General features: G+C 63.8%; 29 protein-coding genes. 9 read left to right on the top strand and 20 right to left on the bottom strand.

All coding sequences use genetic code 11. The annotated features are described in order from the left end of the window. Positions 1-12: 12 nt before the first annotated feature. The 6 genes from upp to JO965_RS05805 all read left to right on the top strand — a co-directional run bounded on the left by upp (position 13) and on the right by JO965_RS05805 (position 5,418). Positions 13-642 (top strand): uracil phosphoribosyltransferase, encoded by a 630-nt coding sequence (upp, locus tag JO965_RS05830; protein ID WP_203444079.1) that lies wholly within the window; start codon positions 13-15, stop codon positions 640-642. A 48-nt stretch (positions 643-690) separates the two neighbouring features. After that, positions 691-1,593 carry a 2-dehydro-3-deoxygalactonokinase gene (locus JO965_RS05825; RefSeq protein ID WP_203442756.1) on the top strand — a complete coding sequence of 301 codons (903 nt, stop codon included), beginning with the start codon at positions 691-693 and terminating at the stop codon, positions 1,591-1,593. A gap of 411 nt (positions 1,594-2,004) precedes the next feature. Next, a complete protein-coding gene (locus JO965_RS05820) occupies positions 2,005-3,387 on the top strand; it encodes a M17 family metallopeptidase (protein WP_203442755.1) in 1,383 nt (460 codons plus the stop codon). A 74-nt stretch (positions 3,388-3,461) separates the two neighbouring features. Next, entirely contained in the window at positions 3,462-3,809 is a 348-nt protein-coding gene (locus JO965_RS05815; RefSeq protein WP_203442754.1) for a MarR family transcriptional regulator, read from the top strand. Beyond that, positions 3,806-4,654 (top strand): C40 family peptidase, encoded by an 849-nt coding sequence (locus JO965_RS05810; RefSeq protein ID WP_203442753.1) that lies wholly within the window; start codon positions 3,806-3,808, stop codon positions 4,652-4,654. Before JO965_RS05815 ends, JO965_RS05810 begins: the two co-directional genes overlap by 4 nt. Then, complete coding sequence (locus JO965_RS05805) at positions 4,654-5,418, top strand: sulfite exporter TauE/SafE family protein (RefSeq protein WP_203442752.1); 765 nt, start codon at positions 4,654-4,656, stop codon at positions 5,416-5,418. Before JO965_RS05810 ends, JO965_RS05805 begins: the two co-directional genes overlap by 1 nt. Before the next feature lie 12 nt (positions 5,419-5,430). Here JO965_RS05805 and JO965_RS05800 read toward each other — a convergent pair whose 3' ends face one another. The 10 genes from JO965_RS05800 to JO965_RS05755 all read right to left on the bottom strand — a co-directional run bounded on the left by JO965_RS05800 (position 5,431) and on the right by JO965_RS05755 (position 14,827). Further along, positions 5,431-6,372 (bottom strand): glyoxylate/hydroxypyruvate reductase A, encoded by a 942-nt coding sequence (locus tag JO965_RS05800; RefSeq protein WP_203442751.1) that lies wholly within the window; start codon positions 6,370-6,372, stop codon positions 5,431-5,433. Beyond that, positions 6,369-7,691: a thymidine phosphorylase gene (gene deoA, locus JO965_RS05795; RefSeq protein WP_203442750.1), complete on the bottom strand. Its 1,323-nt coding sequence runs from the start codon at positions 7,689-7,691 to the stop codon at positions 6,369-6,371. Before deoA ends, JO965_RS05800 begins: the two co-directional genes overlap by 4 nt. Before the next feature lies 1 nt (position 7,692). Next, the gene (gene deoC / locus JO965_RS05790) at positions 7,693-8,454 is read right to left on the bottom strand and encodes a deoxyribose-phosphate aldolase (RefSeq protein WP_203442749.1); all 762 of its coding nucleotides are present in this window, start codon (positions 8,452-8,454) and stop codon (positions 7,693-7,695) included. Beyond that, positions 8,447-9,268, bottom strand: coding sequence for a purine-nucleoside phosphorylase (locus tag JO965_RS05785; RefSeq protein ID WP_203442748.1), 822 nt, complete (start codon positions 9,266-9,268; stop codon positions 8,447-8,449). The genes deoC and JO965_RS05785 overlap by 8 nt, the downstream gene beginning before the upstream one ends. 59 nt (positions 9,269-9,327) lie before the next feature. Next, on the bottom strand, positions 9,328-9,732 hold the full coding sequence (gene cdd / locus JO965_RS05780; RefSeq protein WP_203442747.1) for a cytidine deaminase: 405 nt from the start codon (positions 9,730-9,732) through the stop codon (positions 9,328-9,330). Between the two features lie 2 nt (positions 9,733-9,734). Beyond that, on the bottom strand, positions 9,735-10,640 hold the full coding sequence (locus JO965_RS05775) for an ABC transporter permease (RefSeq protein ID WP_203442746.1): 906 nt from the start codon (positions 10,638-10,640) through the stop codon (positions 9,735-9,737). Positions 10,641-10,644: 4 nt separating this feature from the next. Further along, positions 10,645-11,748: an ABC transporter permease gene (locus JO965_RS05770; RefSeq protein ID WP_203442745.1), complete on the bottom strand. Its 1,104-nt coding sequence runs from the start codon at positions 11,746-11,748 to the stop codon at positions 10,645-10,647. Continuing rightward, positions 11,745-12,179, bottom strand: coding sequence for a VOC family protein (locus JO965_RS05765; RefSeq protein ID WP_203442744.1), 435 nt, complete (start codon positions 12,177-12,179; stop codon positions 11,745-11,747). Before JO965_RS05765 ends, JO965_RS05770 begins: the two co-directional genes overlap by 4 nt. Further along, positions 12,179-13,702, bottom strand: coding sequence for an ABC transporter ATP-binding protein (locus JO965_RS05760; protein ID WP_203442743.1), 1,524 nt, complete (start codon positions 13,700-13,702; stop codon positions 12,179-12,181). The genes JO965_RS05765 and JO965_RS05760 overlap by 1 nt, the downstream gene beginning before the upstream one ends. A 120-nt stretch (positions 13,703-13,822) precedes the next feature. Next, positions 13,823-14,827, bottom strand: coding sequence for a BMP family protein (locus JO965_RS05755; protein WP_203442742.1), 1,005 nt, complete (start codon positions 14,825-14,827; stop codon positions 13,823-13,825). 152 nt (positions 14,828-14,979) lie between these two features. Between JO965_RS05755 and JO965_RS05750 the strand changes: the two genes are divergently transcribed. Beyond that, complete coding sequence (locus JO965_RS05750; protein ID WP_203442741.1) at positions 14,980-15,816, top strand: HesA/MoeB/ThiF family protein; 837 nt, start codon at positions 14,980-14,982, stop codon at positions 15,814-15,816. Continuing rightward, a complete protein-coding gene (locus tag JO965_RS05745) occupies positions 15,809-16,102 on the top strand; it encodes a GIY-YIG nuclease family protein (protein WP_203442740.1) in 294 nt (97 codons plus the stop codon). Before JO965_RS05750 ends, JO965_RS05745 begins: the two co-directional genes overlap by 8 nt. Before the next feature lie 116 nt (positions 16,103-16,218). Here JO965_RS05745 and pheT read toward each other — a convergent pair whose 3' ends face one another. The 7 genes from pheT to JO965_RS05710 form a co-directional block, all read right to left on the bottom strand. Next, positions 16,219-18,630, bottom strand: a complete 2,412-nt coding sequence (gene pheT / locus JO965_RS05740) for a phenylalanine--tRNA ligase subunit beta (RefSeq protein WP_203442739.1) — start codon at positions 18,628-18,630, stop codon at positions 16,219-16,221. After that, positions 18,627-18,986, bottom strand: coding sequence for an endonuclease domain-containing protein (locus tag JO965_RS05735; protein ID WP_203442738.1), 360 nt, complete (start codon positions 18,984-18,986; stop codon positions 18,627-18,629). Before JO965_RS05735 ends, pheT begins: the two co-directional genes overlap by 4 nt. A gap of 176 nt (positions 18,987-19,162) precedes the next feature. After that, the gene (gene pheS / locus JO965_RS05730) at positions 19,163-20,245 is read right to left on the bottom strand and encodes a phenylalanine--tRNA ligase subunit alpha (protein ID WP_203442737.1); all 1,083 of its coding nucleotides are present in this window, start codon (positions 20,243-20,245) and stop codon (positions 19,163-19,165) included. A gap of 192 nt (positions 20,246-20,437) precedes the next feature. Further along, positions 20,438-20,806, bottom strand: coding sequence for a 50S ribosomal protein L20 (rplT, locus tag JO965_RS05725; RefSeq protein ID WP_203442736.1), 369 nt, complete (start codon positions 20,804-20,806; stop codon positions 20,438-20,440). A gap of 42 nt (positions 20,807-20,848) precedes the next feature. Continuing rightward, positions 20,849-21,049: a 50S ribosomal protein L35 gene (gene rpmI / locus JO965_RS05720; protein ID WP_009494553.1), complete on the bottom strand. Its 201-nt coding sequence runs from the start codon at positions 21,047-21,049 to the stop codon at positions 20,849-20,851. Positions 21,050-21,248: 199 nt separating this feature from the next. Then, positions 21,249-21,770, bottom strand: a complete 522-nt coding sequence (infC, locus tag JO965_RS05715; protein ID WP_246776758.1) for a translation initiation factor IF-3 — start codon at positions 21,768-21,770, stop codon at positions 21,249-21,251. Between the two features lie 136 nt (positions 21,771-21,906). After that, positions 21,907-23,121 (bottom strand): glycosyltransferase family 4 protein, encoded by a 1,215-nt coding sequence (locus tag JO965_RS05710; RefSeq protein ID WP_203442734.1) that lies wholly within the window; start codon positions 23,119-23,121, stop codon positions 21,907-21,909. A gap of 100 nt (positions 23,122-23,221) precedes the next feature. On the opposite strand from JO965_RS05710, the gene JO965_RS05705 reads away from it, so the two are divergent. Next, a complete protein-coding gene (locus JO965_RS05705; RefSeq protein WP_203442733.1) occupies positions 23,222-23,977 on the top strand; it encodes a carboxylesterase in 756 nt (251 codons plus the stop codon). Between the two features lie 22 nt (positions 23,978-23,999). Here JO965_RS05705 and JO965_RS05700 read toward each other — a convergent pair whose 3' ends face one another. From JO965_RS05700 to argH, 3 genes are all read right to left on the bottom strand, one after another. After that, the gene (locus JO965_RS05700) at positions 24,000-24,266 is read right to left on the bottom strand and encodes a DUF1150 domain-containing protein (RefSeq protein WP_203442732.1); all 267 of its coding nucleotides are present in this window, start codon (positions 24,264-24,266) and stop codon (positions 24,000-24,002) included. Positions 24,267-24,291: 25 nt separating this feature from the next. After that, the gene (locus tag JO965_RS05695; RefSeq protein ID WP_203442731.1) at positions 24,292-24,726 is read right to left on the bottom strand and encodes an Hsp20 family protein; all 435 of its coding nucleotides are present in this window, start codon (positions 24,724-24,726) and stop codon (positions 24,292-24,294) included. 173 nt (positions 24,727-24,899) lie between these two features. Further along, entirely contained in the window at positions 24,900-26,300 is a 1,401-nt protein-coding gene (gene argH, locus JO965_RS05690; RefSeq protein WP_371826834.1) for an argininosuccinate lyase, read from the bottom strand. Positions 26,301-26,481 lie beyond the last annotated feature (181 nt).

Below are 26,481 nucleotides of genomic sequence, written 5' to 3'. Positions count from 1 at the left end.
GAGGGAAAAAACATGCAGGGCGTCACCGTGGTCGATCACCCTCTGGTTCAGCACAAGCTGACCCTGATGCGGGACAAGGAACGCTCGACAAAGGGCTTCCGCCAGCTCCTCAACGAGATCGGCATGCTGCTCTGCTACGAGGTCACCCGCGACCTGCCCATCGAGCGCATCCAGATCGAGACGCCGCTCACCACCATGGAAGGCGCGCAGATCGCCGGCAAGAAGCTCGTGTTCGCCCCGATCCTGCGTGCCGGCGTCGGCTTCCTCGACGGCATGCTCACACTGGTTCCCGCCGCGCGCGTCGCCCATATCGGCCTCTACCGCGATCCTGAATCGCTCCAGGCCGTCGAATATTACTTCAAGGCCCCGTCCGACCTCGCCGACCGCATGGTGCTGGTGCTCGACCCGATGCTGGCGACCGCCAACTCGGCGGTGGCGGCCATCGACCGACTGAAGGAGCGCGGCGCGAAGGATCTGCGCTTCGTCTGCCTGCTCGCGGCGCCCGAGGGCATCGAGAAGCTGCGTGGCGCGCATCCCGACGTGCATATCTGGACCGCCTCCATCGACGAGCGTCTCAACGACCACGGCTATATCGTGCCGGGCCTGGGCGACGCGGGCGACCGGATGTACGGAACGCGCTAGCGCATCGAGCTGTTAGCATTCTGCAATCCTAACAACGGATCATCCGCCTTGCGCTTTATCGTCGCCGATTGGGGAACGACCCGCTTTCGCGGTTATCTGATCGAGAACGAAGCCATTCTCGATCAGGTCTCGTCGAATGAGGGCGTCTCGGCTCTGCAGAAGGGCCAGCATCGCGACGTTTTCCTGCGCCAATGCGGGCACTGGCTGAAGGCCGAGCCGGATGCTCCGGTGCTGCTCGTCGGCATGGTGGGAAGCCGCGAGGGCTGGGTCGAGGCACCCTATGCCACCTGTCCCGCAGGCCCTGCCGAGATCGCGAAGGCGCTCGTGCCGGTGGATCTGGAGAACGGCCGCAAGGGCTACATCATTCCCGGCCTGTTCTGCGAGCCCGCTCCGGGCGCCGCCGATGTGATGCGTGGTGAGGAAACGCTCGTTCTCGGGGCTGGCATCGAGAACGGATTGATCTGTTCCGCCGGCACGCATCCGAAATGGATCGAAATGAAGAACGGGCGCATCGAGCGCTTCGCCACCTACATGACCGGCGAGATGTACGCGCTCCTGCGTGAGCATTCCATGATCGGTCGCCCGGCCACCGAGCCGGAAGACCCGAAGGGCTTCGATCTCGGCCTCGATGCAGCCGAGCGCAACAGCGGCGAGCACAGGGTCGGCCTGCTGCATCTCCTGTTCAGCGCCCGCGCCTCCGTGGTCTCGGGACGGATGAACAGCAACCTGCTGGCACCATACCTCTCGGGCCTGCTCACGGGCGACGAGATCAATGGAGCACTGGCGCAGTTCGGCCGCCCTTCTGTCGTGACCATCCTGGCCGCACCGGAGCGTGCGGAGCTCTACGCTCACGCGCTCAAGCGCCATGGTATCAAGGCCGAGACGAAGGATACGCAGCAGGCCCTGATCGCCGGCCTCGCACGGATCGTGCGCCAGCACGCATTGGGGTGAATCACAGCCGTCATCCCGGAGGAAGCGCAGCGAAGATCCGGGATTGCGAAACGTGAATGACCCATTCTTCCCTCCCCCTTGCGGGGAGGGATTGAGGGTGGGGGTCGGAAAGTCGAAGCTCTACGCTGAATTAAGCAAGGCAGTACGACCCCTACCATGTCATCATCGGCCTCGTGCCGGTGATCTCGATAATGTGGAATGCCGCGCTTTTCGGATAGGGATGGCCGGGACTGATCCCCGGATCAAGTCCGAGGATGGCCATGACGGGTGGGTCCCACCCAGTTGCACCACCCCCACCCCTGCCCCTCCCCGCAAGGGGGAGGGAAACGCTCCGTCCGGGATGACACGCGCTGCCTCAGCCCTTAAAACCTCACCTCAAGCCATCCTCCTCAAAGGTCCAGGTCAAATCCCATGCCACATCCCCTCCTCACCTTCGCGAACGACACGTCTACGCCGATCTGGCTCGTGAACGAGCAGACCTGGCCGGAGATCGCCGGACGGCTGCCGCAGACGGCACAGGGCTTTGCAAAGGCGCAAGGGTTCGAGGGCAAGGCCGGGAGCCACTGCCTGTTGCCGGATACGGAAGGCAACCTCACAGGCGTCGTCTTCGGGCTCAACGGCGCGGATGCCAAGCACAACGATCCCTTCCTCGTCGGCAAGCTGCCCACCCTGCTGCCCGATGGAGTCTATCGCTTCGAGACCGAGGCACCGAATCCGGCGCTCGCCACCCTTGCCTGGATGCTCGGCGCCTATAGCTTTGACCGCTATCGCAAGCGCAGCGAGAAATCGGTTCGCCTCGTGACTCCGAAGGGCGTCGATGCCGAGGAAGTCTCGCATATTGCGAATGCGGTTGTCACAAGCCGCGATCTCGTCAACACGCCGACCAGCGATCTCGGGCCCGACGGCATTGAAGCGGCCGCGCGTCAGCTCGCGGACAAGCATGGTGCGTCCTTCACCAGCATCGTCGGCGATGATCTGCTGAAACAGAACTTTCCCATGATCCATGCGGTCGGCCGCGCCTCCATCACGCCGCCGCGCCTGATCGATTTCATCTGGGGCAAGGCCGATGCGCCACGCATCACGCTCGTCGGCAAGGGCGTCGCCTTCGACACCGGCGGTCTCGATATCAAGCCTGCCTCCTCCATGCTTTTGATGCGCAAGGACATGGGCGGCGCAGCCGCGACTCTTGCGCTCGCGTCCATGATCATGGACGCGAAGCTCCCCGTGCGCCTGCGCGTGCTCATTCCGGCTGTCGAGAATTCGATTTCCAGCAATGCCTTCCGTCCCGGTGACATTCTGTCGAGCCGCAAGGGTATCTCCGTCGAGATCGGCAACACGGATGCGGAAGGCCGGCTCATCCTGGCCGATGCCCTGGCGCTCGCCGACGAGGAAAGCCCCGATCTCCTCGTCGATTTCGCGACCCTCACGGGCGCTGCCCGCGTGGCGCTTGGGCCAGAGCTGCCGCCTTTCTACACCGACGACGACGCGCTCGCCGCCGACATCGCCCGCCACGGCACGGCAGTGAACGACCCCGTCTGGCGCATGCCGTTCTGGACGCCCTATCAGAGCCAGCTCGATTCCAAATTCGCCGACATGAACAACACCGGCGGACCGATGGGTGGCTCGATCACTGCCGCTCTGTTCCTGCGCCGTTTCGTGGCGGCGGCGAAGGCCTATGTCCATTTCGACATCTATGCCTGGAACAGCTCGACCAAGCCGGCGCGACCCGAGGGCGGCGAGGTCCAGGCGGCGCGGCTGATGTATGCGCTCATCAAGGAGCGCTACGGACTTTAAGCATAACGCCAAGCATCGCTTGCACCGTTCGTTCTGGGTCAGAAAGATACGGATCCGGAACGAACGGTGTGATCATGCCTGTCGAGTTGCGTGCATTTCAGTCGCTCAAGCTTTGGCACGATGTGCATCTCGGCCTCGTGCACCAGGGCGGCGACCTCTCCTCCCGGCAGATTTCCATCCTGCTGACGATCTACCTGGAGACGCCGCCCCATACGGTGCGCGGGCTTGCGAAGAAGCTCGACGTTACCAAGCCCGTCATCACCCGCGCCCTCGACACCCTGGGCAAGCTCGACCTGGTTTCCCGAAAGCGGGACGAGGCGGATCGGCGCAACGTCATCATCCAGCGCACGGTCGCTGGCGCTTTGGCCGTCGAACGGCTAGGAGACATGATCATGGCCCGCGCCAAGGAGCTGCCCCGATGAGTTTCGACCGCCGCATCACGCCCGTCCGCGCCGATCTCGCCGATGAGCGCCTGCGCGGACAGGTCGAGGCCGAGCGCTTCACGACCGGCACGGTCAAGCGCGTCATCACCACCTTCTCAGCCCTGCACCGTCATCCGTCCCGCGAGGCGCCGGTCGACACGCAGGCACTCTTCGGGGAAAGCGTGACCGTCTATGACGAGCATGAGGGCTGGGCCTGGGCACAGCTGCACGACGACGGCTATGTGGGCTACCTGCCGAGCGCCGCTCTCGGCGAGCCAGGACTTGAGCCGACGCACAAGGTCCGCGCGATCCGGACCTTCATCTATCCGGGTCCCAACCTGAAGCTGCCTTTTCAGGATTACCTGACGCTGAATTCGAAGGTTGCTGTCACTGAAACGCAGGGCGATTACGCGCGCCTCGCCACCGGCGGCTGGGTTTTTAACGCGCATCTGGCCGGGCTCGATGCATACGAGACGGATTACGTCGCCGTGGCCGAACGCTTCCTGCACACGCCCTATCTCTGGGGCGGCAAGACGAGCCTCGGCATCGACTGCTCCGGACTGGCGCAGACGGCGCTCACGGCCGCCGGCATCAAGGCCCCGCGCGACAGCGACATGCAGGAGCGCGAGCTCGGCACATCTGTCGAGGTGACGTCGGATTTGAGCGGCCTCGAGCGCGGCGATCTCGTGTTCTGGAAGGGTCATGTCGGCCTGATGATGGACGCGACGAACTTCATCCACGCCACCGGCCACAGCATGACGGTGATGATCGAGCCGCTCGCAGTCGCCGAAGAGCGTATCCGCCGGACGAGCTACGGGCCGATCAGTTCGGTCAAGCGGCTTTGATGGGCTTCCCTGATCCGTCTCTGCTCCTCGTTGCAGCCTTCGGCGTTTTCATCATCGCCTTCATGAAGGGAGCCTTCGGCGGCGGGCTGGCCATCATCGGCATTCCGGTCTTGTCGGTCGTCATGGACCCGATCACCGCGGGTGCGCTGCTGGCGCCTCTCTTCATCCTAATGGATGTGGCTGCGCTCTATTACTGGCGCCCCAAGACTTGGTCGAGGATCGATCTCCTGCTCTTGCTCCCGAGCCTCGCCTGCGGCACGGCGATCGGCTTCCTGCTGATGAAGATCATTGATCGAAGTGCCATTGCCGTCCTCATCGCGCTGATCACTCTGGCCTTCACGGCTCTGTGGTTTCGCGGCGGCGGCAAGGTCGTGCAGCAGCCTCGTTCGAAGATCAAGGCCGTGCTGGCAGGCACAGCTTCGGGCATCACATCGATGATGGCGCATTCAGGTGGCCCGCCGGTCGCCATGTACCTTCTGCCGCTCGGCCTTCCGAAAGCGGTCTATGCCGGCACGACCAGCAGCTTCTTTGCCGCCGGCAATCTGATGAAGGCTGTGCCCTGGTTGATGCTCGCTCAACCCACCTCAGAACTCTGGACGCTCATGGCGTTGTGCCTGCCGTTCATACCGCTCGGCGTATGGGCCGGCTTTCAGCTGCATGAACGGCTCGACCAGAAGCAGCTTTATCGCGTGTGCTACGGGCTGCTGATCGTGACGTCGCTCAAGCTGTTGTGGGATGGATTGAGAGGTTACGGCGTCATTTGATGCCCGATGCCCCTAATAACCCCGCGCCCGGTCCACCACGTTCTCAAACGCCTCCCCCGCCTCATGGCGGCGAATCTGCTGCGCGATGTAGCGCGCCGTCGCTTCCGGTTCGCTCGTTGCCGAGTTATGCGGTGTGATCGTCACGCGCGGATGCGTCCAGAGCGGTGAATCTTCCGGCAGAGGCTCCGTCTCGAACACATCGAGGGTCGCGGCCTGGAGGGTGCCGTCATCGAGGCAGGCGAGAATGTCGGTTTCAACCTGCAGCTTGCCGCGCCCCGCATTGATCAGCATCGGCCCGCCGAGCTTGCTGTCGCGCGCGAGTTTCTCGAACAGGGAACGGTTCAGGATTCCTTTCGTGTCCGGCGTCAACGGCATGAGAGCGATGAGGATATCGGTGCGATTGAGGAACGGCGTCAAGCCCTCCTCGCCCGCATAGACTTGGAAGCCCTCGACGGTCTTCGGCGTGCGGCTCCAGCCAGCCACATCGAAACCCATGACTTTCAGCTTGCGCGCCGCATCCTGCCCCAGCACGCCGAAGCCCATGATGCCGATGCGCACTTCGCTTGCAATCGGCGGCGCGCGATCGGGCTTCCAGCGCTTCGCCTTCTGATCCTCGTCGAAGCGGCGTTGATCGCGCAGATACATGAGGCAATGCAGCACCATGTATTCGCTCATACGATGGGTGAGATCATCCTGCGCCACGCGCACGATGGGCACATCCGGCAGATCGGGATAGCTCATCAGGTGATCGACGCCGGCGCCGAGCGAGAAGATCGCCTCCAGTTTCGGCAGATCGGAGAGGCTTCCCGGCTTTGGTCCCCAGGTCGCCACATAGCGAATGGCGGCCCTGTCGAAATCCTCGCCCAGCACGACGATGTCGCGATCGGGCAAATGGCGCTTGAAGCGCTCGACCCAGGGCTGCGTTTCCCAGGTGACAGCGACGAGAAGGCTCATGCCTTTGCTCCGATCCGCTCAAGAATGCTCGGGCCCGAAACGACCTTGGCCTCACCGATCACATAGGCGGCGCGCACGGCACGTGCTGCCGCGTCCGCAGCCTCCTCGGTGCGCGCATGCACGATGGCGAGCGGACGCTCCCCATCGACCATCTCGCCGATGGCCGCGAGTGCTGTCAGGCCCACCGCATGATCGATGGGATCCTCCGGCCGCGTGCGACCGCCGCCCAGAGCGACGACGGCAACGCCGATGGCGCGTGCAGCAACCTTCTGCACGGTTCCGGAACGCTCGGCGTGGATGTCACGAACGACCGGCGCCGCCTGCAGATGGCTCTTATGTTTTTCCAGGAAATCGCTAGGGCCGCCGAGGGCCATCACCATGCTCTGGAAAACCTCGGCTGCCTTGCCGGAGGAGATCGCATCCTCGACTTTTTTGCGCGCCTCCTCGATGGTCGCGGCAAGCTTGCCAAGCAACAGCATTTCCGCAGACAGTTCCACCGTCACTTCGTGGAAGCGCTTCTCGCGGCGACGGCCTGTGAGATAGTCGACAGCATAGGCCATCTCGACCGCGTTGCCGGCGGCGGACGCCAGCGACTCATTCATGTCGGTGAGAAGAGCGCTCGTCGGCAGGCCCGCACCATTGGCGACGAGGACGAGGCTCTCCGCGAGCTTTCGCGCATCCTCAGCATTGTCCATGAAGGCGCCGGAGCCGAACTTCACATCCATCACGAGGCCCTGAAGGCCTGCGGCCAGCTTCTTCGACAGAATGGAGGCAGTGATGAGATCGATGGATTCGACTGTCGCCGTCACGTCGCGGATCGCATAGAGGCGCTTGTCGGCGGGCGCGAGATCGGCCGTCTGACCGATGATGGCGCAGCCGACTTCGCGCGTGACACGACGGAACGTGTCGATATCGGGCTGCGTGACATAGCCCGGAATGGAATCGAACTTGTCGAGGGTGCCGCCGGTGTGACCGAGGCCGCGTCCGGAGATCATCGGCACATAGCCGCCGCAGGCCGCCACCGCGGGACCGAGCGCGAGGCTGACCGTATCGCCGACGCCGCCCGTCGAGTGCTTGTCGAGCACCGGGCCTGGCAGATCCCAGGTGAGCACCGTGCCGGAATTCATCATCGCGCGTGTCAGTGCCACGCGCTCCGGCACGGAGAGGCCCTGGAAGAAGATCGCCATGGCGAAGGAGGCCGCTTGGCCTTCCGTGACACGGCCTGCGGTGAGGCCTTCGATGAAGTGCTCGATATGCTCAGGGTCGAGCCTGCCGCCGTCGCGCTTGTGGCGGATGATTTCCTGCGGAAGAAGCGTCATCTCAATAAATTCCAGTCGCCGCTGTGCTGGCCCGTCCTTCGATGGCGGCAAGCAGCGTGTCGTAGACGCTGCTCGCGCCGATGCGGAATGTCCGCGGCGTCGCCCAGTTCGGGCCCATGATGCGGTCGGCAAGATCGAGATAGATCTTCGCATCCGCAACGGAGCGGATGCCGCCGGAGGGTTTCAAGCCGACGGGCTTACCCGACGCCTTGATGGCGTTGAGCATGATCTCGGCCGCTTCCGGCGTCGCCGAAACCGGCGTCTTGCCTGTCGATGTCTTGATGAAATCGGCACCTGCATCGATGGCGATGCGGCTTGCCGTCTCGATCAGCTTCGGATCCTTCAGCTCGCCCGTTTCCAGGATAACCTTCAGGAGACGCCCCTGATCGACGAGATCGCGCACCGCCTCCACCATCTCGGTGGCCGCCGCGAGATCGCCCCGGCGCAGGGCTCCGTACGGCAGCACGAGATCGATCTCGTTGGCGCCGTCGGAGAGCGCCTCATGCGTATCATCCGTGACGCGGCTCACATCCTCGCCGCCCGCAGGGAAATTCACCACTGTCGCGATGCACACGGGCGAGCCTTTGAGATTCTCCTGCGAGCGCTTCACGAATTGCGGCCACACGCACACGGCCGCCACCGGTCCGCGGGGATCAAGCGCCTTCTTGCACAGGGCATCGATGGCCTGATCGTTGCAGGTATCGGTGAGGTCGGTGAGATCGAGACTGCGCAGGGCGCGCGTCGCTGTATGCGCATCAGACATGGGACAGCTCCGCAACGAAGGACCGGATGAGACGCTTGAACTTCTCTGAGGCTTCGGCCGCCGTATCCTTGGTTTCCTGATGCGAGGGCGAAGCGCCTTCGATCCCGGCAGCAAGGTTCGTGACGACGGAGATGGCGGCGACCTTCAGGCCGTAATAGCGCGCGAGGATCACCTCCGGCACCGTGGACATGCCGACGAGATCGCCGCCGAGAATCTGCACCATCTTGATCTCAGCCGGAGTTTCGAAGCTCGGGCCGGACAGCCAGGCATAGACGCCCTCCGGTACTTCAATGCCGCTCTTCTTCGCGGCACGCTGCAGAATCTGGCGCAGCTCCGGATCATAGGCATCGGTAAGCGAGACGAAGCGACCTTCGGTGTGATCGCGCAGCAGCGGATTGCCGCCCGAGAGATTGAGGTGATCGTTGATCGCAACGAGGCTGCCGGGGCGAATGTTGGCTCGCACCGAGCCGGCAGCATTGGTGGCGACCAGCACCGGAACGCCGAGCTCCCTCACGAAGGCGATGGGCAAGCGCATCGCGCCCGCATCGCCCGTCTCATAATAATGCGCACGGCCCTGGAACAGCAGCACGCGCTTGCCCTCTAACGTGCCGGCGACGAGCTTGCCCGCATGGCCGGAGACGCCGCTTTTCGGGAAGTTCGGGATGTCGGCATAGGCTAAGCTCACCGCGTCGCCGACCTCGTCGACGAGTGTGCCGAGCCCCGTGCCGAGCACGAAGGCTGCATCGAAACGTCCGTCGAAGCCGCGGGCGCGCACGAATTCGGCCGCTTCCTGAATCATCTTATGCATCGTCATCGTTTCAGGCCTGAACCGCAGGCCTTCCTTTCATTGTCACAATCGGTTTCGGACCTGTTCTAGCGATCCGTCAAATTGTCCGGCCCGAAGGAGAAGGGCAAAAGCTCGTCGAGCGTAAAGCGTTTCCGGATCCCTTCGGGACCCGCGATGTGAATGGGCGTATCGGGGGCGGCGAACTCGCGGATGCGCTGGCGGCAGCCGCCGCAGGGCGTGACGAGATGCTCGCCCTCGCCCATCACGACGATCTCGGCGATACGGCTTTCACCGGCGGCGATCATGGCCGCGATGGCGCCGGCTTCCGCGCAGGAGCCGACCGGATAGGCCGCATTCTCCACGTTGCAGCCGGCAAAAATCTTGCCGCCGGGCGTTGCGATGGCCGCGCCGACCTTGAAGCGCGAATAAGGCGCATAGGCCTTGGCCTGGATCGCCTTGGCCGCCTCAAACAGGGTATCCAACGACGCCATGCTCAGCGCTCCTTCACATAGGGTACGCCGGCCGCCCGGGGCGGGATCGCCGTGCCGATGACGCCGGCGAGCAGGATCACGGTCATGAGATAGGGCAGTGCCTGGATGGCCTGTACCGGCACCTCGCCGATTCCCGGCAGCGAGATGCCCTGCAGGCGGATGGCAATGGCATCGAGCAGGCCGAAGAGGAAGCACGCGCCAAGCGCGGGCCAGGCGCGCCACTTGGCGAAGATCAGCGCGGCGAGCGCGATGAAGCCCTTGCCGGCCGTCATGTTGGGGAGAAAGCCCGCCGACTGCCCGACGGAGAGATAGGTCCCGCCGATGCCGCACAGAATGCCGCCGATGATGACGGCTGTGTAGCGCAGGCCGGTTACCGAAATGCCCGCCGTATCGACGGCAGCCGGGTTCTCACCGACGGCGCGCAGGCGAAGGCCGAAGCGGGTCCGTCCCAGCACGAACCAGGTGAGCGGCACGGCCAGCAACACGATATAGACGAGAGCCGAATGACCGAAGATCGCATCGCCAAAACGCTGCGCCCCTTCCAGTGGCGGCGTGCGTCCGCCCTGGCTGTACCAGGCATTGCCGACGATGGCGGTCAATCCCGCCGCCAGCATGTTGATGGCGACGCCTGACACGATCTGGTTGCCGCGCTGGCTGATGGACGCAAAGCCGTGGATGAGCGCGAAGATCACCGATGCGCCGATGCCTGCGACAAGGCCGATCCAGGCGGATCCGAAGGCATAGGCCGCGGCAGCTGCCGCAAAGGCCGCCACCAGCATCTTGCCCTCGAGGCCGATATCCACCACGCCGGAACGCTCGGACCAGAGGCCGGCGAGGCAGGCGGCGAGAAGCGGGATCGAGAGCCGCAGAGCCGAGTCGAAAACCGTGACGAGAGAGCTGAGATCCATGGCGTCACGCCCTCGCCAGTTTCTGACGCGAGAACAGATGCGCCACGAGACGCCGGAACAGCCCGTCGAGGGCGCCGGCAAACAGGATGATGATGCCGCCGATCACCACCACCATGTCGCGGGTGATCGCCGGCTGCTCGAAGGCAAGCTCCGCGCCGCCCTGATAGAGGATGCCGAACAGGAGTGACGCCAGGATGATGCCGACCGGATGCGCGCGGCCCATGAGCGCCACTGCGATGCCGACGAAACCGTAGCCGGAGGTGAACTCGAGCAGCAGGCGGTGCTGATAGCCCATGAGTTCGTTGACCGCGAGACCGCCCGCCAGCGCGCCGGAGATGACCATCGCGATGATGATGATGCGCGCGGGCGAGATGCCGGCATAGACCGCGGCTGTGGGATTGGAGCCGACGACGCGGATCGCATAGCCGAGGCGCGAGCGGTAGATGAGAAGCCACACGAAATAGGACGCAGCCAACGCCAGCACCAGCGTGAGATTGAGCTGCGAAGCCGGGATCTCGATGCCGAAGGCGGCGAAGACATCGTGCATGAAGGGAATATGCGACTGCTCGGGGAAGGCGCGCGTTTCCGGATTCATGTTCTGCGGTTCGCGCAGCACGTTCACCAACAGATAGACGATCAGCACGCTGGCAAGCCAGTTGAACATGATCGTCGTGATCACGATGTGGCTGCCGCGCTTCGCCTGGAGATAGCCGGGCACGGCCGCCCAGGCAGCGCCGAAAACCGCAGCGCCCAGAATGCCGAGCGGAATAAGCAGGAAGCCCGGCAGGAAGGTGAGGTTGTTGAGAACGAGCGCGATGCCGAGGCCCGCAAGCGTCGCCTGGCCTTCACCGCCGATGTTGAACAGGCCTGCATGATAGGCCACCGCGACTGCCAAGCCGACGAAGATGAAGTCGGTCATGTAGAACAGGGTGAAGCCGAGCCCCTCCCCTGTGCCGAGGCTGCCCTGCAGCAGGTAGCGCGTTGCAGACAGCGGATTCTCGCCGATGCCGAGCACAACGAGACCAGCGACGAGAAAAGCCGCCACCACGGAGATGGCGGGCACGAGAATCGTGTCGGCCCATTTGGGCAGGTCGAGAGGAGCACTCACGTCTTCGAATCCGGCAGGAATATGTGGCCCTGCTCATCAAGAGGGAAGGACGGGTTCCAGGCGACTTCCCAGAGATGCCCGTCGGGATCGGCGAAATAGCCCGAATAGCCGCCCCAGAACACATCCTGCAGCGGCTTGACGGGACGTGCGCCCGCTTTCACCGCAAGGGCATAGACCTCGTCGGCCTCCTGCTTGGAGCGGGCATTGTAGGCGAGCGTGATGGCGGCAAAGCCGGTGGGCTTGTCCTCGACGCCGGCATCCTTGGCGAGATCGGCGCGGCCGAACAGACCGAGCGCCAGACCGTTCGCCTGGAAGAAGGCGACGCTGGGCTGACTGGCGGAAGAGGCCTTCCAGCCCCAGGCTTCATAAAACGCGCGGGACTTTGCGAGATCTGCAACACCCAGCGTGACAAGGGTCAAACGCGGTTGCATCAGGCGGCCTCATCCGTCACGCCGGCCATGAGGAGGCCGAGCTCCTGTTCGTTCGTCTCGGAGGCCTTGCGCTCGCCGGTGATCCTGCCGCCGCACATGGTGAGGATGCGGTCGGACAGGTTCATGATCTCGTCGAGCTCCACCGAGACGAGCAATATGGCAACGCCCGCATCGCGCAGGGCGATCAGGCGGCGGTGAATGAACTCGATGGCGCCGATATCGACGCCGCGGGTCGGCTGGCCGACGAGCAGCACCTTCGGGTTGCGCTCGATCTCGCGCGCCAGCACAATCTTCTGCTGATTGCCGCCGGAAAATTTCGACGATTTCAGCCGTGGCGCGGGTGGGCGCACGTCGTATTGCTCCATCTTCTTCGCCAGATCCGCGATCAGGCGGTCATGATCCAGGATCGGCCCACGACCGAGATGGGGCTCGTCGCTGAAGCCGAGGATGGCGCTCTCGAAGGCAGGAAAGGCGGAAACGAGGCCCATGCGCAGCCGGTCTTCCGGCACATGGAGCAGGCCGAGCTGGCGCATCCGGTGCGGGTTGTGCTCCGACCAAGGGATGTCGCGCCCCTCGAGACGGAGCGAGCCAAGCACCGGCTGGCGCATGCCGGCGATGGCTTCCAGCAATTCGCTCTGACCGTTGCCGGCGACGCCCGCGATGCCGACGATCTCGCCCGCATGAACCTTGAAGGAGGCGTTGGCGACACGCAGCACGCCTCGGATATCGACGACGGATAGGTTGTCGATCTCGAGCAGCGGCGCGCCGGGCGTCTTCTCCGCCTTCTCGACGCGCAGCAGCACGCGCCGTCCCACCATCAGCTCCGCCAGTTCGGGCGGTGAGGTATCGGCGGTCTCGACCGTCGCTACCATTTCGCCGCGGCGCATGACGGAGACGCGATCCGTGATCGCCATGATCTCGCGCAGCTTGTGCGTGATGAGGATAACGGTCTTGCCCTGCTCCTTGAGCGAGCGGAGCAGCTCGAACAACGCATCGGCCTCCGCGGGCGTGAGCACCGCGGTGGGCTCGTCGAGGATGAGGATATCTGCGCCGCGATAGAGGGCCTTCAGGATCTCGACGCGCTGCTGCAGGCCGACCGAAAGGTCGCCGACAGTCGCGTCTACGTCAATCTCGAGGCCGTAATCCTTGGCGAGCCGCGCAAGCTCGGCGCGCGCCTTGGCCTCGCCTGCGCGCAGCATCGCACCGCCTTCGGCGCCGAGCATCACGTTGTCGACCACGCTCAGGGGCTCCACCAGCATGAAGTGCTGGTGAACCATGCCGATGCCGGCATGAATGGCGTCGTTCGGGGAACGGATCGAAATCGTCTTGCCGTTGACGTGGATCGCGCCGGAATCCGCCTCGTAGAAACCGTACAGGATCGACATCAGGGTCGACTTGCCCGCGCCGTTCTCGCCGACGATGCCGTGGATCGTGCCGCGCTCGACACGCAGATTCACGTCCTTGTTGGCGTGAACGGCGCCGAAGCTCTTGTTGATGGCAATGAGTTCAATGGCTGGGGACATCGGCTTCGAATGGTCTGCCGGCGATAAAACGAGAGCCGGATTCTATCGGAAAAACAAAACTCGGTCGAAAAAGATTCGGCCGCAGACCTTTACGGATCTGCGGCCGAACCCTGTCTCATCTTACATCGGGCACTTCGAATCCGACATGTAGTCGTGCACCTTGATGGCGCCGGACTTGATGTCGGCGGCGGCCTTGTCGGCGGCAGCCTTCATGTCGGCGGTGATCAGCGACTTGTTGTTGTCGTCGAGCGCCCAGGCCACGCCGTCTTGGGCCAGACCGAGCACCGAAACGCCGGCCTTGAAGGCGTTCTTCTTGGCCTGGTCGAAGGCGTTGTAGGTGGCCACGTCCACGCGCTTAACCATGGAGGTCAGGATCTTGCCGGGATGCATGCCGTTCTGGTTCGAGTCGACGCCGATGCCGAGCTTGCCCGCATCCGCAGCAGCACGCATTACGCCCACGCCGGTGCCACCGGCCGCATGGTAGATCACGTCCGCGCCGCGATCGATCTGGCTCTTGGCGAGCTCGCCGCCTTTCACCGGATCGTTCCAGGCAGCCCCCGTGGTGCCGGTCATGTTCTGGAACACCTCACCGTCCTTCTTGGCGTATTTCACGCCCTGGACGTAGCCGCAGGCGAACTTGCGGATGAGCGGGATGTCCATGCCGCCCACGAAGCCGACCTTGCCCGTCTTGGAGGCCTGGGCTGCCAGGAGGCCGACCAGGAACGAGCCCTCATGCTCCTTGAACACGACGGACTGCACGTTCGGCTTCTCGACGACGGCGTCGATGATCGCGAACTGGGTCTTCGGGAATTCCTCGGCGACCTTCTTCAGCGCGGTCTCCTGCGAGAAGCCCACGGCCACGATCGGCGAGAAGCCGTCGCGGGCGAAGCGGCGCAGAGCCTGCTCGCGCTGGGCGTCGTTCTGCGGCTCGAAATCGCGGTAGTCGGTGCCCGTGTCCTTCTTGAACTTCTCGGCGCCCATGTGGACGCCCTCGTTGAAGGATTTGTCGAACTTGCCGCCGAGATCGTAAACGACGGCGGGCTTGAAGGCCGGCTGCTGCGCAAGGGCAGCGGAGGCGGAGAAGGCGAGGCCCGCGAGTGCGAGGCCAAACTTTGTGACTGTCATCGGCTTTGTTCCCTGTTAGACGCCGGCTTGATGCCGGTTGCCCCATGACGATGGCACGGCAAGGGTCATGACGCCAAGGCCCCTGTCAAGGCGGCATGTTATTTCCTTCACCGAATGGTTGATAGCAGGAGCCATTCCCGTAAGGTCAGAGGATGTCTCTGAGCACAAATGAAATCGACCGCTATGCCCGCCACCTCGTTCTGCGGGACGTGGGCGGGCCTGGACAATTGAAGCTGAAAGCCGCTCGCGTGCTCGTGATCGGTGCCGGGGGCCTGGGCGCGCCCCTGATCCAGTATCTCGCTGCGGCAGGCATCGGCACCATCGGAATTGTGGATGACGATGCGGTAAGCCTCTCCAACCTGCAGCGGCAGGTGATCCATGGGGTTCCGGATCTCGGTCGTCCAAAAGTCGCGAGCGCGGCGGAGGCCGTTGGACGGCTCAACCCTCATGTGACGGTCGAGCCTCACCCAACCCGGCTGATGGCCGAGAACGCGCGTGATCTGGTCCGCGGCTACGACATCGTGGCCGACGGCTCGGACAATTTCGAGACCCGCTATGCGGTCTCCGATGCCTGCTTTTTCGAGAAGAAGCCCCTGGTGACGGCGGCGCTCGGCCAGTTCGACGCCTCGCTCACCACGATCAGGGCTCACGAGACCGGCCCGGATGGCAAGCCCAACCCCACCTATCGCTGCCTCTTCCCCTCCCCGCCCCCACCCGGCGCGATTCCGACCTGCGCCGAAGCCGGCGTGCTCGGTGCGCTCGCTGGCGTCATGGGCAGCCTGATGGCCCTGGAGGTGATCCGGGAGATCGTGGGCTTCGGAGAGAGCCTTGTCGGGCGCCTGCTGATGGTCGATGCGCGGGGGATGCGCTTCGACACGGTGCGCTATGGATGGGATGAGGCGAATCCGCTGAGTGGAAGCCCTCAAGTGTCATCCTGGACGGAGCGTAGCGAAGATCCGGGATCGTCCGGGAGGTTCGCGGATGGTTGAGGCCTTTTACGTTTACATTCTAGCCACCCGGAAGGATGGACCGCTCTATATCGGGATCACCAGCGACCTGCATAAGCGGGTCTTTGAACATAAAACCCATGCCATTCCGGGATTTACTGCGCGTTACAATGTGGACCGGCTGGTCTATTTCGAGGTCTTCGAGAACCCGGAGACCGCCATTGCTCGCGAGAAGCAGCTCAAGAAATGGCGCCGTGATTGGAAAATCGAGCTGATTGAGCGAGACAATCCGGAATGGCGGGATCTGGCGGAAGAGTTCGTCCCCTAAACCCAAGCGTCATCCCGGACGCGGTATAACCGCGATCCGGGATCGTAAGACGAGTATGGCGCTCTATTTTGAGGACGATCCCGGGTTCCGCTGCGCGGCCCCGGGATGACCACTTGTCAGGACCGCAACACCGCCCCGGTCTTCTTCGACACCTCCCCGACGATCTTGGCCGAGACGGCCTCGATCTCCGCGTCGGTGAGCGTCTTCTCGGTCGGCTGCAGGGTCACGGCGATGGCGACGGACTTCTTGTCCGGGTCGATGCCGGTGCCCTCGTAGATGTCGAACACGTCGACCCCGACGATCAGCTGGCGCTCGGCTCCTTGCGCCGCCTTCACGATGTCGCCGGCCGCCACGTTGCGGCCGACCACGAAGGCGAAGTCGCGGGTGAGCGGCTGGAAGTCGGGCAGGTTGAGCTTCGGCTTCATCTTGGTCGGCTTCGCCTTCGGTGGCACAAGCGCATCGAGATTGAGCTCGAAGGCCACCAACGGCCCCTTCAGGTCGAGCGCCTTCAGCACCTTCGGATGCACCTCGCCGAAAGCGCCGACCACGTTCTTCGGGCCGAACTGCAAGGTGCCCGAACGACCGGGATGGAACCAGGACGGGCCACCCGCGACGATCTGAAGACCGCCGGCGGGAATGCCGAGCGCTGCGAGAAGCGCCAGCACATCCGCCTTGGCGTCGAACGCATCGACGCTCTGCGCGCCGCCGTCCCAGTGGCGTCCCACGCCCTCGGCCCGCGCGGTGCCGCGGCGGACCGCAGCCGCCTTGATCGACTGGCCTTCCGGCTCATCGGAGGCGAAGGTCTGGCCAACCTCGAAGAGCGCCACGTCGCCATAACCGCGATCCGCATTGCGCTGCGCCGCCTTCAGAAGGCCCGGCAGCAGGGATGGGCGCATATCGGAGAGCTCGGCGGCAATCGGATTGGCGAGCGCCAGGCGCGCATCGCCGCCCCCGAACAGCTCCGCTTCGCTCTTGGCAATGAAGGACCAGGTGACGGCCTCCACCAGCCCGCGCACAGCGAGCGAGCGGCGGGCCAGACGCGTGCGCCTCTGGATCAGGGTCAGGATGGGCTTCGCGACCGTGTCTTCGAGGCGCGGCAGAGGCTTCGGCAGGATGCGGTCGACGCCGGCGATGCGGATCACCTCCTCGACGAGATCGGCCTTGCCCTCGATGTCGGGACGCCAGGACGGTACTGTCACGCCGACACGCTCGCCCGAGCCCTGAAGATGGAAGCCGAGCTTCTTGAGGATCGCCTCAGATTCGGAAGGCTGCACGTCGAGACCCGACAGGCGCGGAACCTCGCTCCAGGGGAATTCGATGACGCGCGTGTCTTCGGGTACCTTTCCGGCCACCGTGGCCTCGCTCGCCTCGCCACCACAGAGGTCGATGACCAGCTTGGTGGCAAGGTCGAGACCCGGCAATGTGAAGGCCGGATCGACGCCGCGCTCGAAGCGATAGCGGGCATCCGTGATGATCCCCAGCTTGCGGCCGGTCTGCGCGATGTTGTGCGGATCCCACAGCGCCGATTCGATCAGCACGTCGGTCGTATTCTCGTCGCAACCCGAATGCTCGCCACCCATGATGCCGCCGATGGACTCGACGCCGCTCTCGTCGGCGATCACCACGATGCTCGGGTCGAGCTTGTAGGTGCGGGTGTCGAGCGCCAGCACCTCTTCGCCTTCCTTCGCACGGCGAACGGTGAGGTTGCCGTTCACCTTCTTGGCGTCGAAGACGTGCAGCGGACGGCCGCGATCGAAGGTCATGTAGTTGGTGATGTCGACGAGCGCATTGATCGGGCGAAGACCGATGGAGAGCAGGCGGCGCTGCATCCAATCCGGCGACGGCCCGTTCTTCACGCCGCGCACGAGGCGGAGCGCAAAAGCCGGGCAGAGCTTCTCGTCCTCGATCGTCACCGAAACTGGGCACGCGCCCTTGGCCGCAACAGCCTGCACGGCATCGCCCTTGAGCGTGCCGAGGCCGACGGCTGCCAGATCGCGGGCGATGCCGTGAATCGAGGTGCAGTCGGGACGGTTCGGCGTCAGGTTGATCTCGATCACCGGATCGTCGAGGCCCTCATAGGTCGCGTAAGGAACGCCCACCGGCGCATCGGCCGGAAGGTCGATGATCCCGTCGTGATCGTCGGAGATTTCGAGCTCCGCCGCAGAGCACAGCATGCCCGCACTCTCGACGCCGCGGATGGTGCCGACGCCGAGCGTGATGTTCTTGCCCGGGATGTAGGTGCCGGGCGGCGCAAACACGCTCTTCATGCCGGTGCGGGCATTCGGGGCGCCGCACACCACCTGGATCGGCGCTCCCTCGCCCGTATCGACCATGCACACGCGCAGGCGATCGGCATTGGGGTGCTGCTCGGCAGAAATCACATAGGCCACCTTGTAGGGCGCCAGCGTCTTCGCCTTGTCCTCAACCCCTTCGACCTCAAGGCCGATGCGGGTGAGCGTCTCGACGATCTCGTCGAGGGAGGCCGAGGTCTCGAGATGATCCTTGAGCCAGGATAGGGTGAATTTCATGGTGTATCTCCTGCAATGGGCAGGTTGGATGGAATAGTTGCGAAAATTGTATCGAGAACGCTGTCGAGAGCCGTCATGACATCGTGGTTCCAAAAGCGAAGGACCCGATAGCCCCGCGCTTCGAACCAGGAATCTCTTGCTCGATCCTGCTCAACATGCCGGTCGAAGCCATGTTGGGAGCCATCGACCTCGATCACGAGCTTTGCCGAGTGGCAGATGAAATCCGCCACGTAGGGTCCTATGGGAACCTGACGCCGCATATGCAGTCCCTGGAAGCGATGAGCCTTGAGAGAATGCCAGAGCTTGCGCTCGGCCGGCGTCATCTCACGACGCATCCGCTTGGCCTGCGACCGCATCTGCGGCTTCACTTCAGCATGCGCAGGCCCATCCCCTCCCTCCTTGTGGGGGAGGGTTAGGGAGGGGGGTACGGCGCCATCGGGTCGATCGGCATTCCCGCTCGACCCGTGGCTACCCCCCTCTCCATCTCTCCCCCACAAGGGGGGAGAGGGCTCTATGGGCTCGCGCGCAATCATTACGACGTGAGGCCGCTGACGAGGCTCGGGATATCGAGCGGGCGGAAGCCATAATGGTTCAGCCAGCGCACATCGGCCTCGAAGAAGGGACGCAGGTCCGGCATGCCGTATTTCAGCATGGCGATACGGTCGATGCCCATGCCCCAGGCAAAGCCTTGGACCTCGTCCGGATCGAGCCCGCAATTGCGCAGCACGTTCGGATGGACCATGCCGCAGCCGAGGATCTCGAGCCAGTCGGTGCCCTCGCCGAAGCGGATCTCGCCGCCCTTGCGCGAGCACTGGATGTCGACCTCGGCGGAGGGCTCAGTGAAGGGGAAGAAGGACGGGCGGAAGCGCATCTTCACCTGCTCGACCTCGAAGAAGGCCTTGCAGAACTCCTCCAGCACCCACTTCATGTGCGCGATGTTGGCCTGCTTGTCGATGACGAGGCCTTCCACCTGGTGGAACATCGGCGTGTGGGTCTGGTCCGAGTCGTGACGGTAGGTCCGGCCCGGGATGATCACCCGGATCGGCGGCGCCTTGGACGTCATCGTGCGGATCTGGACCGGCGAGGTATGCGTGCGCAGCACCTTGCGCTCGCCCTTCTCGTCGGGAGCGAGGAAGAAGGTGTCGTGCATCTCGCGAGCCGGATGGCCCTCGGGGAAGTTGAGCGCCGTGAAATTGAGATAATCCGTCTCGATATCCGGTCCCTCGGCCACGGAGAAGCCCATATCGGCGAAGATCGCCGTCAGTTCTTCGACCACCTGGCTGATCGGGTGGATACGACCTCGGGCCTCCGGCGCTTCCGGCACGGGAAGCGTCACGTCGATGCGCTCGGCGGAGAGCCGAGCATCGAGGGCAGCCTCGGCGAGCGTGTCCTTCTTGGCGGAGATAGCGCCCTGCACCTTGTCGCGCAGGCCATTGATGAGGGGGCCGCGTTCTTTCCGCTCCTCGGGCGTCATGGCGCCGAGGGTCTTCAGGAGGTCGGAGACGGAGCCCTTCTTGCCGAGCGCGGAGACACGCACGGATTCCAGAGCCGCTTCGTCGCCGGCGGCATCGACCTGGGAAAGCAGGTCATGTTCGAGTTGATTGAGATCGGTCATCGGTCCCTGGCCAGATGCAAGCGCCAAATGCAGGCGCCTTGAGTGAGGCGCGGCGCGGGAACCGTCAAGTCGTCCGAGCCGCGTAATAGCAACCGACAGCGCATAAGGCCGTCAGCGCGAATGGTCTCGGAGAAGGGGGAATAAGGCGGTGCGGCTGAAAAGCCAGCCGCACCGAAAGCAGTCTATCCGACCTTAGGCAGCCTGCTGCGGCAGGGCGGCCTTGGCACGTTCCACGTAAGCGGCGAAAGCCGCCGGCTCGTGGATGGCCAGCTCGGACAGGACCTTGCGATCGACCTCGATCCCAGCCTTGCCGAGACCGTCGATAAATCGGGAATAGGTCAAGCCATGCATGCGGACGGCAGCGTTGAGACGCTGGATCCAGAGCGCACGGAAGGTGCGCTTCTTGTTGCGACGGTCGCGAGTGGCATATTGCATGCTCTTCTCGACCGCCTGCTTGGCGATGCGGATGGTGTTCTTGCGGCGGCCGTAGAAACCCTTGGCTGCCTTAAAAACCTTCTTGTGCTTGGCGTGGGCGGTAACGCCCCGTTTGACGCGGGCCATTTAAAAACTCCTTCAAAATCCGGGATGTGGGAAAGAACCGCCTTAGCCGTTCGGCAGGAAGTACTTCTTCACGTTGTACGCGTCGCCCTCGAACAGGGTCGTGGTGCCGCGCAGGTTGCGGATCTGCTTCTTGGTCCGCTTGATCATCCCGTGGCGCTTGCCGGCCTGGGCGTAAACGACCTTGCCGGTGCCAGTGATCTTGAAGCGCTTTTTAGCGCCAGACTTCGTCTTCAGCTTGGGCATTTGGCTCTCCTTTGGACAGGCTTCCGGAGCGGCAAAGCCGCACCTTGGCCTTTTCATTGCTGCATGAGCAAAACGAACCGCCACGGCAGCCCTAACAGCCGGGCGGTTCAATGAAGGGCGGCTTATGACAGAAGGCCGCCCAAAAAGCAATGGCCGCCGGGACCCCGACGGCCATGAATTTCACTGTATGGGGAGCCCCTTAGCGCGGCGCCAGGACCATGACGACCTGACGGCCTTCGAAGTTCGGCTCCATCTCGACCTTGGCGAGATCGCCCACATCGGCCTTGACCCGATCCAGGACCTTCAGGCCGAGGGATTGGTGCGCCATCTCACGGCCGCGGAAGCGCAGGGTGATCTTCACCTTGTTGCCTTCCTCGAAGAAGCCCTTCATCGCCTTCATCTTGACCTCGTAATCGTGGTCGTCGATGCCGGGACGCAGCTTGATTTCCTTGACCTCGACCGTCTTCTGCTTCTTGCGCGCCTCGGAGGCTTTCTTCTGCTCCAGGAAGCGGAATTTGCCGTAATCGAGGATCTTGCAGACGGGAGGGGTTGCGTTCGGCGAGATCTCCACGAGATCAAGGCCTGCCTCTTCAGCAACCTTCAGGGCATCGAAGAAAGGCACTACGCCTCGGTTCTGCCCTGCATCGTCGATCAGCTGCACTTCGCGAACACCGCGAATATCTCGGTTGGCGCGCGGTCCGTCCTTTTGCGGCACCGGCATGGCTCTCATTGGTCTGCGAATGGCTCGTATCTCCTATTAAAGGCTAGGCCGAGGATCGGAGATCCCAAGGGATCCCTGCTTTGAATGCTCAGCCTTGCCACGAATGAATCGACATTTCGCGCAAATGCGCGGGAAGTCAACTTGTTCGATGGGTAAAACGACTCTCAAGAAGAGCCGAATACACATCGAGGGTACTGGACACCATGCGTTCGAGCGAGAAATGACGCTCCACATGAGTCCTCGCCCTGGTGCCCAGGGCGATCCTGGCGCTGGCACCCAGATTCAGCGCGGCTCCGACCGCTTCGGCCAGAGCATCGGCATCTCCGGCCGGGATCCGCCAGCCCGTCCGCTCATGCGGAGGCACGGCCGGCGGGGACAGGACCGTCTCCGGCACGGCTCCGAGATCGGACACCACGACCGGCGTTCCCATGGCCTGCGCCTCCACGGCCGAGCGGCCGAAGGCTTCGGGCTCGGTCGAGGGCACGGTGACGACGGAGGCCGCCAGGAAGGCCGCCGGCATGTCGGTGCAATGGCCGACCCGGCGCACGACGCCCTTCAACTTACGTGCCTCGATCAGGTTATCGAGGTCCTTCACATAAGAGTCCCTCCCCTGCGGGTCGCCGGCGAGGATATAGGCCACGTCGGTGAGGCCCGCATCGCGCAGCTTGGCCGCCGCCTCGATCAGCACCTTCTGGCCTTTCCAGCCGGTGAGACGGGCGGCGAGCAGCACCACGCGCTCGTGCGGAGAAACTTCCCAGGCCTTTCTCAAGGCTTCGATCCGCTCCGGCGCGATGGCCTGGGGCGAGAAGACCGAAAAATCCGTTCCCCGGTGGATGACGCGGATGCGGTCTCCAGACTGGGGATAGACCGAGCGGATCAGCTCCCCCGTATAATGGGAATTGGCGATCACCGCATCACCCCGCGCCATCACGGAATTGTAGAGGACCTTCACGGACGAACGGCCGGAATAGCTGCCGTGATAAGTGGTCACGAAGGGAAGGTTGAGGGAGCGCGCGGCGCCCAAGCCCACCCAGGCGGGTGCCCGCGAGCGGGCATGTACGAGCGAAACCCGCTCGTTGTGGCAGATTCGGGCGAGCTTTCGCACGTTGACGAGCATGGAGAACGGGTTCTTCGTCGCCGCCGGAAACGGAATCCAGACACCGCCCTTGGTCTGGAGCTCGCCGACCAGTCGCCCGCCCTCCGTGGCCACAAGGGCGCGGGCCCCGGCATGGACCAGGCCTTCGGCAATATCGACCGTGGTGCGCTCGGCTCCGCCGGCTTCGAGTTCGGGCACGATCTGCAGGATGGTCCGGCCCTCCAGCGGATGAACATGAGAGGACGGAAAAGCCATCCCTCCGCCGGGTCGTGTTGAAAAACTCACGGATGTAAGAGCCTTCTCAAAAGAATCGTCTAGAAACGGTTGCTTCAAAGCAGTTGAGGATGAGTTAACCATGCCGCAAAGCGTCACGGCTGGCCAGGATGCCCGCTCCATCGCCGTTTTGTCCCGCGAGGGAAAAGGACCACCTGCCGTGTGGCTCGGCGGCTTCAAGTCCGACATGCGCGCCACCAAGGCAACCGCCCTCGACGACTGGGCGAAGGAGAACGGCCGCGCCTTCCTTCGCTTCGACTATAGCGGTCACGGCGAATCGGAAGGAGCCTTCGAGGACGGGACGATTTCCCGCTGGCTCGAGGATGCGCTGACCGTGATCGAGCTTTTCGTCAACGAGCGCCCGATCTTCGTCGGCTCGTCCATGGGAGGCTGGATCAGTTTGCTGGCAGCCCGCCACCTCATGAAGACCCGGCCCGAGATTGCTCCCGCAGGCATCGTCCTCATCGCGCCGGCCATCGATATGACTGAGCGGCTGATGTGGGACCGTTTTCCGGCGGATCTCAAGAAGGGCGTGCAGGAGATCGGGGTCTATCACCGGCCTTCGGCCTATTCCGACGATCCCTACCCGATCACCTGGAAGCTGATCGAGGACGGGCGCAGGCACCTCCTGCTCGACAAGCCGATCCAGACCGGCTGCCCGGTCCATATTCTGCAGGGGATGGAGGACCCCGACGTGCCCTGGGATCATGCACTCCAGCTCGTCGAGCACCTGCCGGGAGACAGCGTGTCGTTGACCCTGATCAAGGACGGCGACCACCGGCTCTCCCGGCCGGAAGACATCGAGCGGCTGATTGCGGCTGTGGCGGCGATTGCCTGAAGAAAGCGAAACGAGGTGAGCCCTAATGCAGGCTCACCGTCGTCAGGTCATGCGCCCAGGCATTGGCCACGGCGGTCTCGTGGTTGTCCGTCAGCAGGATCGGCTCGCCGCTGGCGGACAGGAGCGCAAACAGCCGCATGCCGGGCTGGAGCTTCGGCGCCTGCGGGAACAGCCGCGCCACCTCGTCGGATTCGAGCGGCTTCACATAGGCCATCTGCCCCAAACCCAGGGTCGCCAGTTCGGCAACGTCCAGGGCCGGCACGGTATGATTTTTGATATCGAAGTTCATGGACATCTCCTTTTTGCGGATGCCGTCACACCTTGTCCGACGCAATAATGTCGATCTTGCGGATGATCCGCTCCGGCTCGGGCCGGGCGAGATCGATCGACAATAGGCCGTTGGACAGGTCCGCGCCCATCACCTCCATGCCGTCGACAAGGAGGAAGGTACGCTGGAACTGACGGGCGGCGATGCCGCGATGAAGGAAGTGCCTTGTCTTGTCGTCGGACTGGCGCCCCCTGATGACGAGCTGGCTCTCCTCCAGGGTCACCTCCAGCTGATCCCGGGTGAATCCGGCGACGGCCAAGGTAATGCGGAGACGCTCGGGGGCGTGTTCGGTGCGAGCCAGACGCTCGATATTGTAGGGCGGATAGCCGTCTCCTGCCGCCTTTGCGACACGGTCGAGCGCCTGCTCGATCTCATCGAAGCCTAACAGGAACGGATGCCCAAAGGGCGACTGACGCGACATGTTCGAAGCCCAAGGTTAGAGGCACTTCGGTGGTTTTGAGCCCGCTCATGCGGCGCTCAAGTGGCCCCGCGAGGGGCCGTTGTCAGCAATATGGTTATGGCGTCATGCCCTATCAAGCCCCTGCCAAGTCGCGCCGGCAAGGGCTTAAAATCGAAGGTTAACGGCAGGGCTGATCAGACCCGCTCCCGCCACCAGGCGACCTGCTCGGCCACTCGGACCGGCGAGGTCCCGCCGAAGCTTGTCCGCGAGCGGACGGAGTTCTCGACGCCGAGCACGTCGTAGATGCCCGGATGGATCTTGGGCTCGACCGCCTGCATGGCATCAAGGGGAAGCTCTTCGAGGGTGCAGCCACGCTTCTCCGCCTCCGAGACGATGCGCCCGGTAATGTGGTGGGCGTCGCGGAAGGGGATGTTGAGGCTGCGCACGAGCCAGTCGGCGAGATCGGTCGCCGTGGAAAAGCCCGCTCCGGCAACCGCCGCCATGCGCTCCTGCACCGGCTCCAAGTCCTGGATCATGCCGGTCATGGCCGCGAGCACGATCTCGATGCTGTCGGCGGCGTCGAAAACCTGCTCCTTGTCCTCCTGCATGTCCTTGGAATAGGTCAGCGGCAGCCCCTTCATCATGGTGAGGACCGAGATCAGGGAGCCGAAAATCCGGCCCGACTTGCCGCGCACCAGCTCGGCCGCATCCGGATTGCGCTTCTGCGGCATCATGCTAGAGCCGGTGGTCCAGCGGTCCGGCAGGCGGACGAAGCCGAAGGGAGCCGACATCCAGATGATAATTTCTTCCGCCAGGCGTGACAGATGCATGGCGCAGATGGAAGAAGCTGCCATGAACTCCAGCAGGCTGTCGCGGTCGGAGACGGAATCGAGCGAATTCCGGGTCGGACCGTCGAAGCCGAGCGCCTTCGCGGTCATGTGCCGGTCGATGGGGAAGGACGTTCCCGCAAGCGCCCCGGCGCCGAGGGGGCATTCGTTCAGGCGCCTGCGCGAGTCGCGGATGCGGCTGCGGTCGCGGGCGAACATTTCCACATAGGCCATCAGGTGATGACCGAAGGTCACCGGCTGCGCGCTCTGGAGATGGGTGAAACCAGGCATCACGGTCGCCACATGGGCCTCGGCCTTGGCCAGAAGCGCCTTCATCAGGCTGGTCAGCTGCTCGTCGGTCCGGTCGTGGGCGTCGCGCACCCAGAGGCGGATATCGACAGCGACCTGATCGTTGCGGCTGCGGGCCGTGTGCAGGCGGGCTGCCGGATCACCGACGATCTCGCGCAGGCGGCTTTCCACGTTCATGTGGATGTCTTCGAGCGCCCTGGAGAAGGAGAAGTTTCCGGATTCGATCTCGCCCAGGACCCGCTGGAGCCCCTGATGGATGGCGTCCCGGTCGCTCTCGGCGATGATCCCCTGCTGCGCCAGCATGGTGCTGTGGGCGATGGATCCTTGGATGTCCTGGGAGGCCAATCGCTTGTCGAAGTCGATGGAGGCGTTGATGGCTTCCATGAGCGCGCTGGGGGAGGACGAGAACCGCCCGCCCCACATGGTGTTGGCACCCGATTTTTTGGCTTCTTCAGACACTGTCATTCATCCGGAAAGAGGGTTGGAGAGCCTTTGCCACAATTTGCCCCTTCAGGCCAACCCGGATCGGCATCCTGCCCGACCATTAAGCACGGTGCGTAATGTTTGCCAGTTTAAAACCAGTTGCTAGACTCGACAGCGCTTGTGTGATTTGCATTCATACTGGCGCAACAAAAAGCGC

The organism is Microvirga sp. VF16 (assembly GCF_016864375.1).
GTDB lineage: Bacteria > Pseudomonadota > Alphaproteobacteria > Rhizobiales > Beijerinckiaceae > Microvirga.
This window is presented reverse-complemented; position numbering and strand designations above follow the sequence as displayed.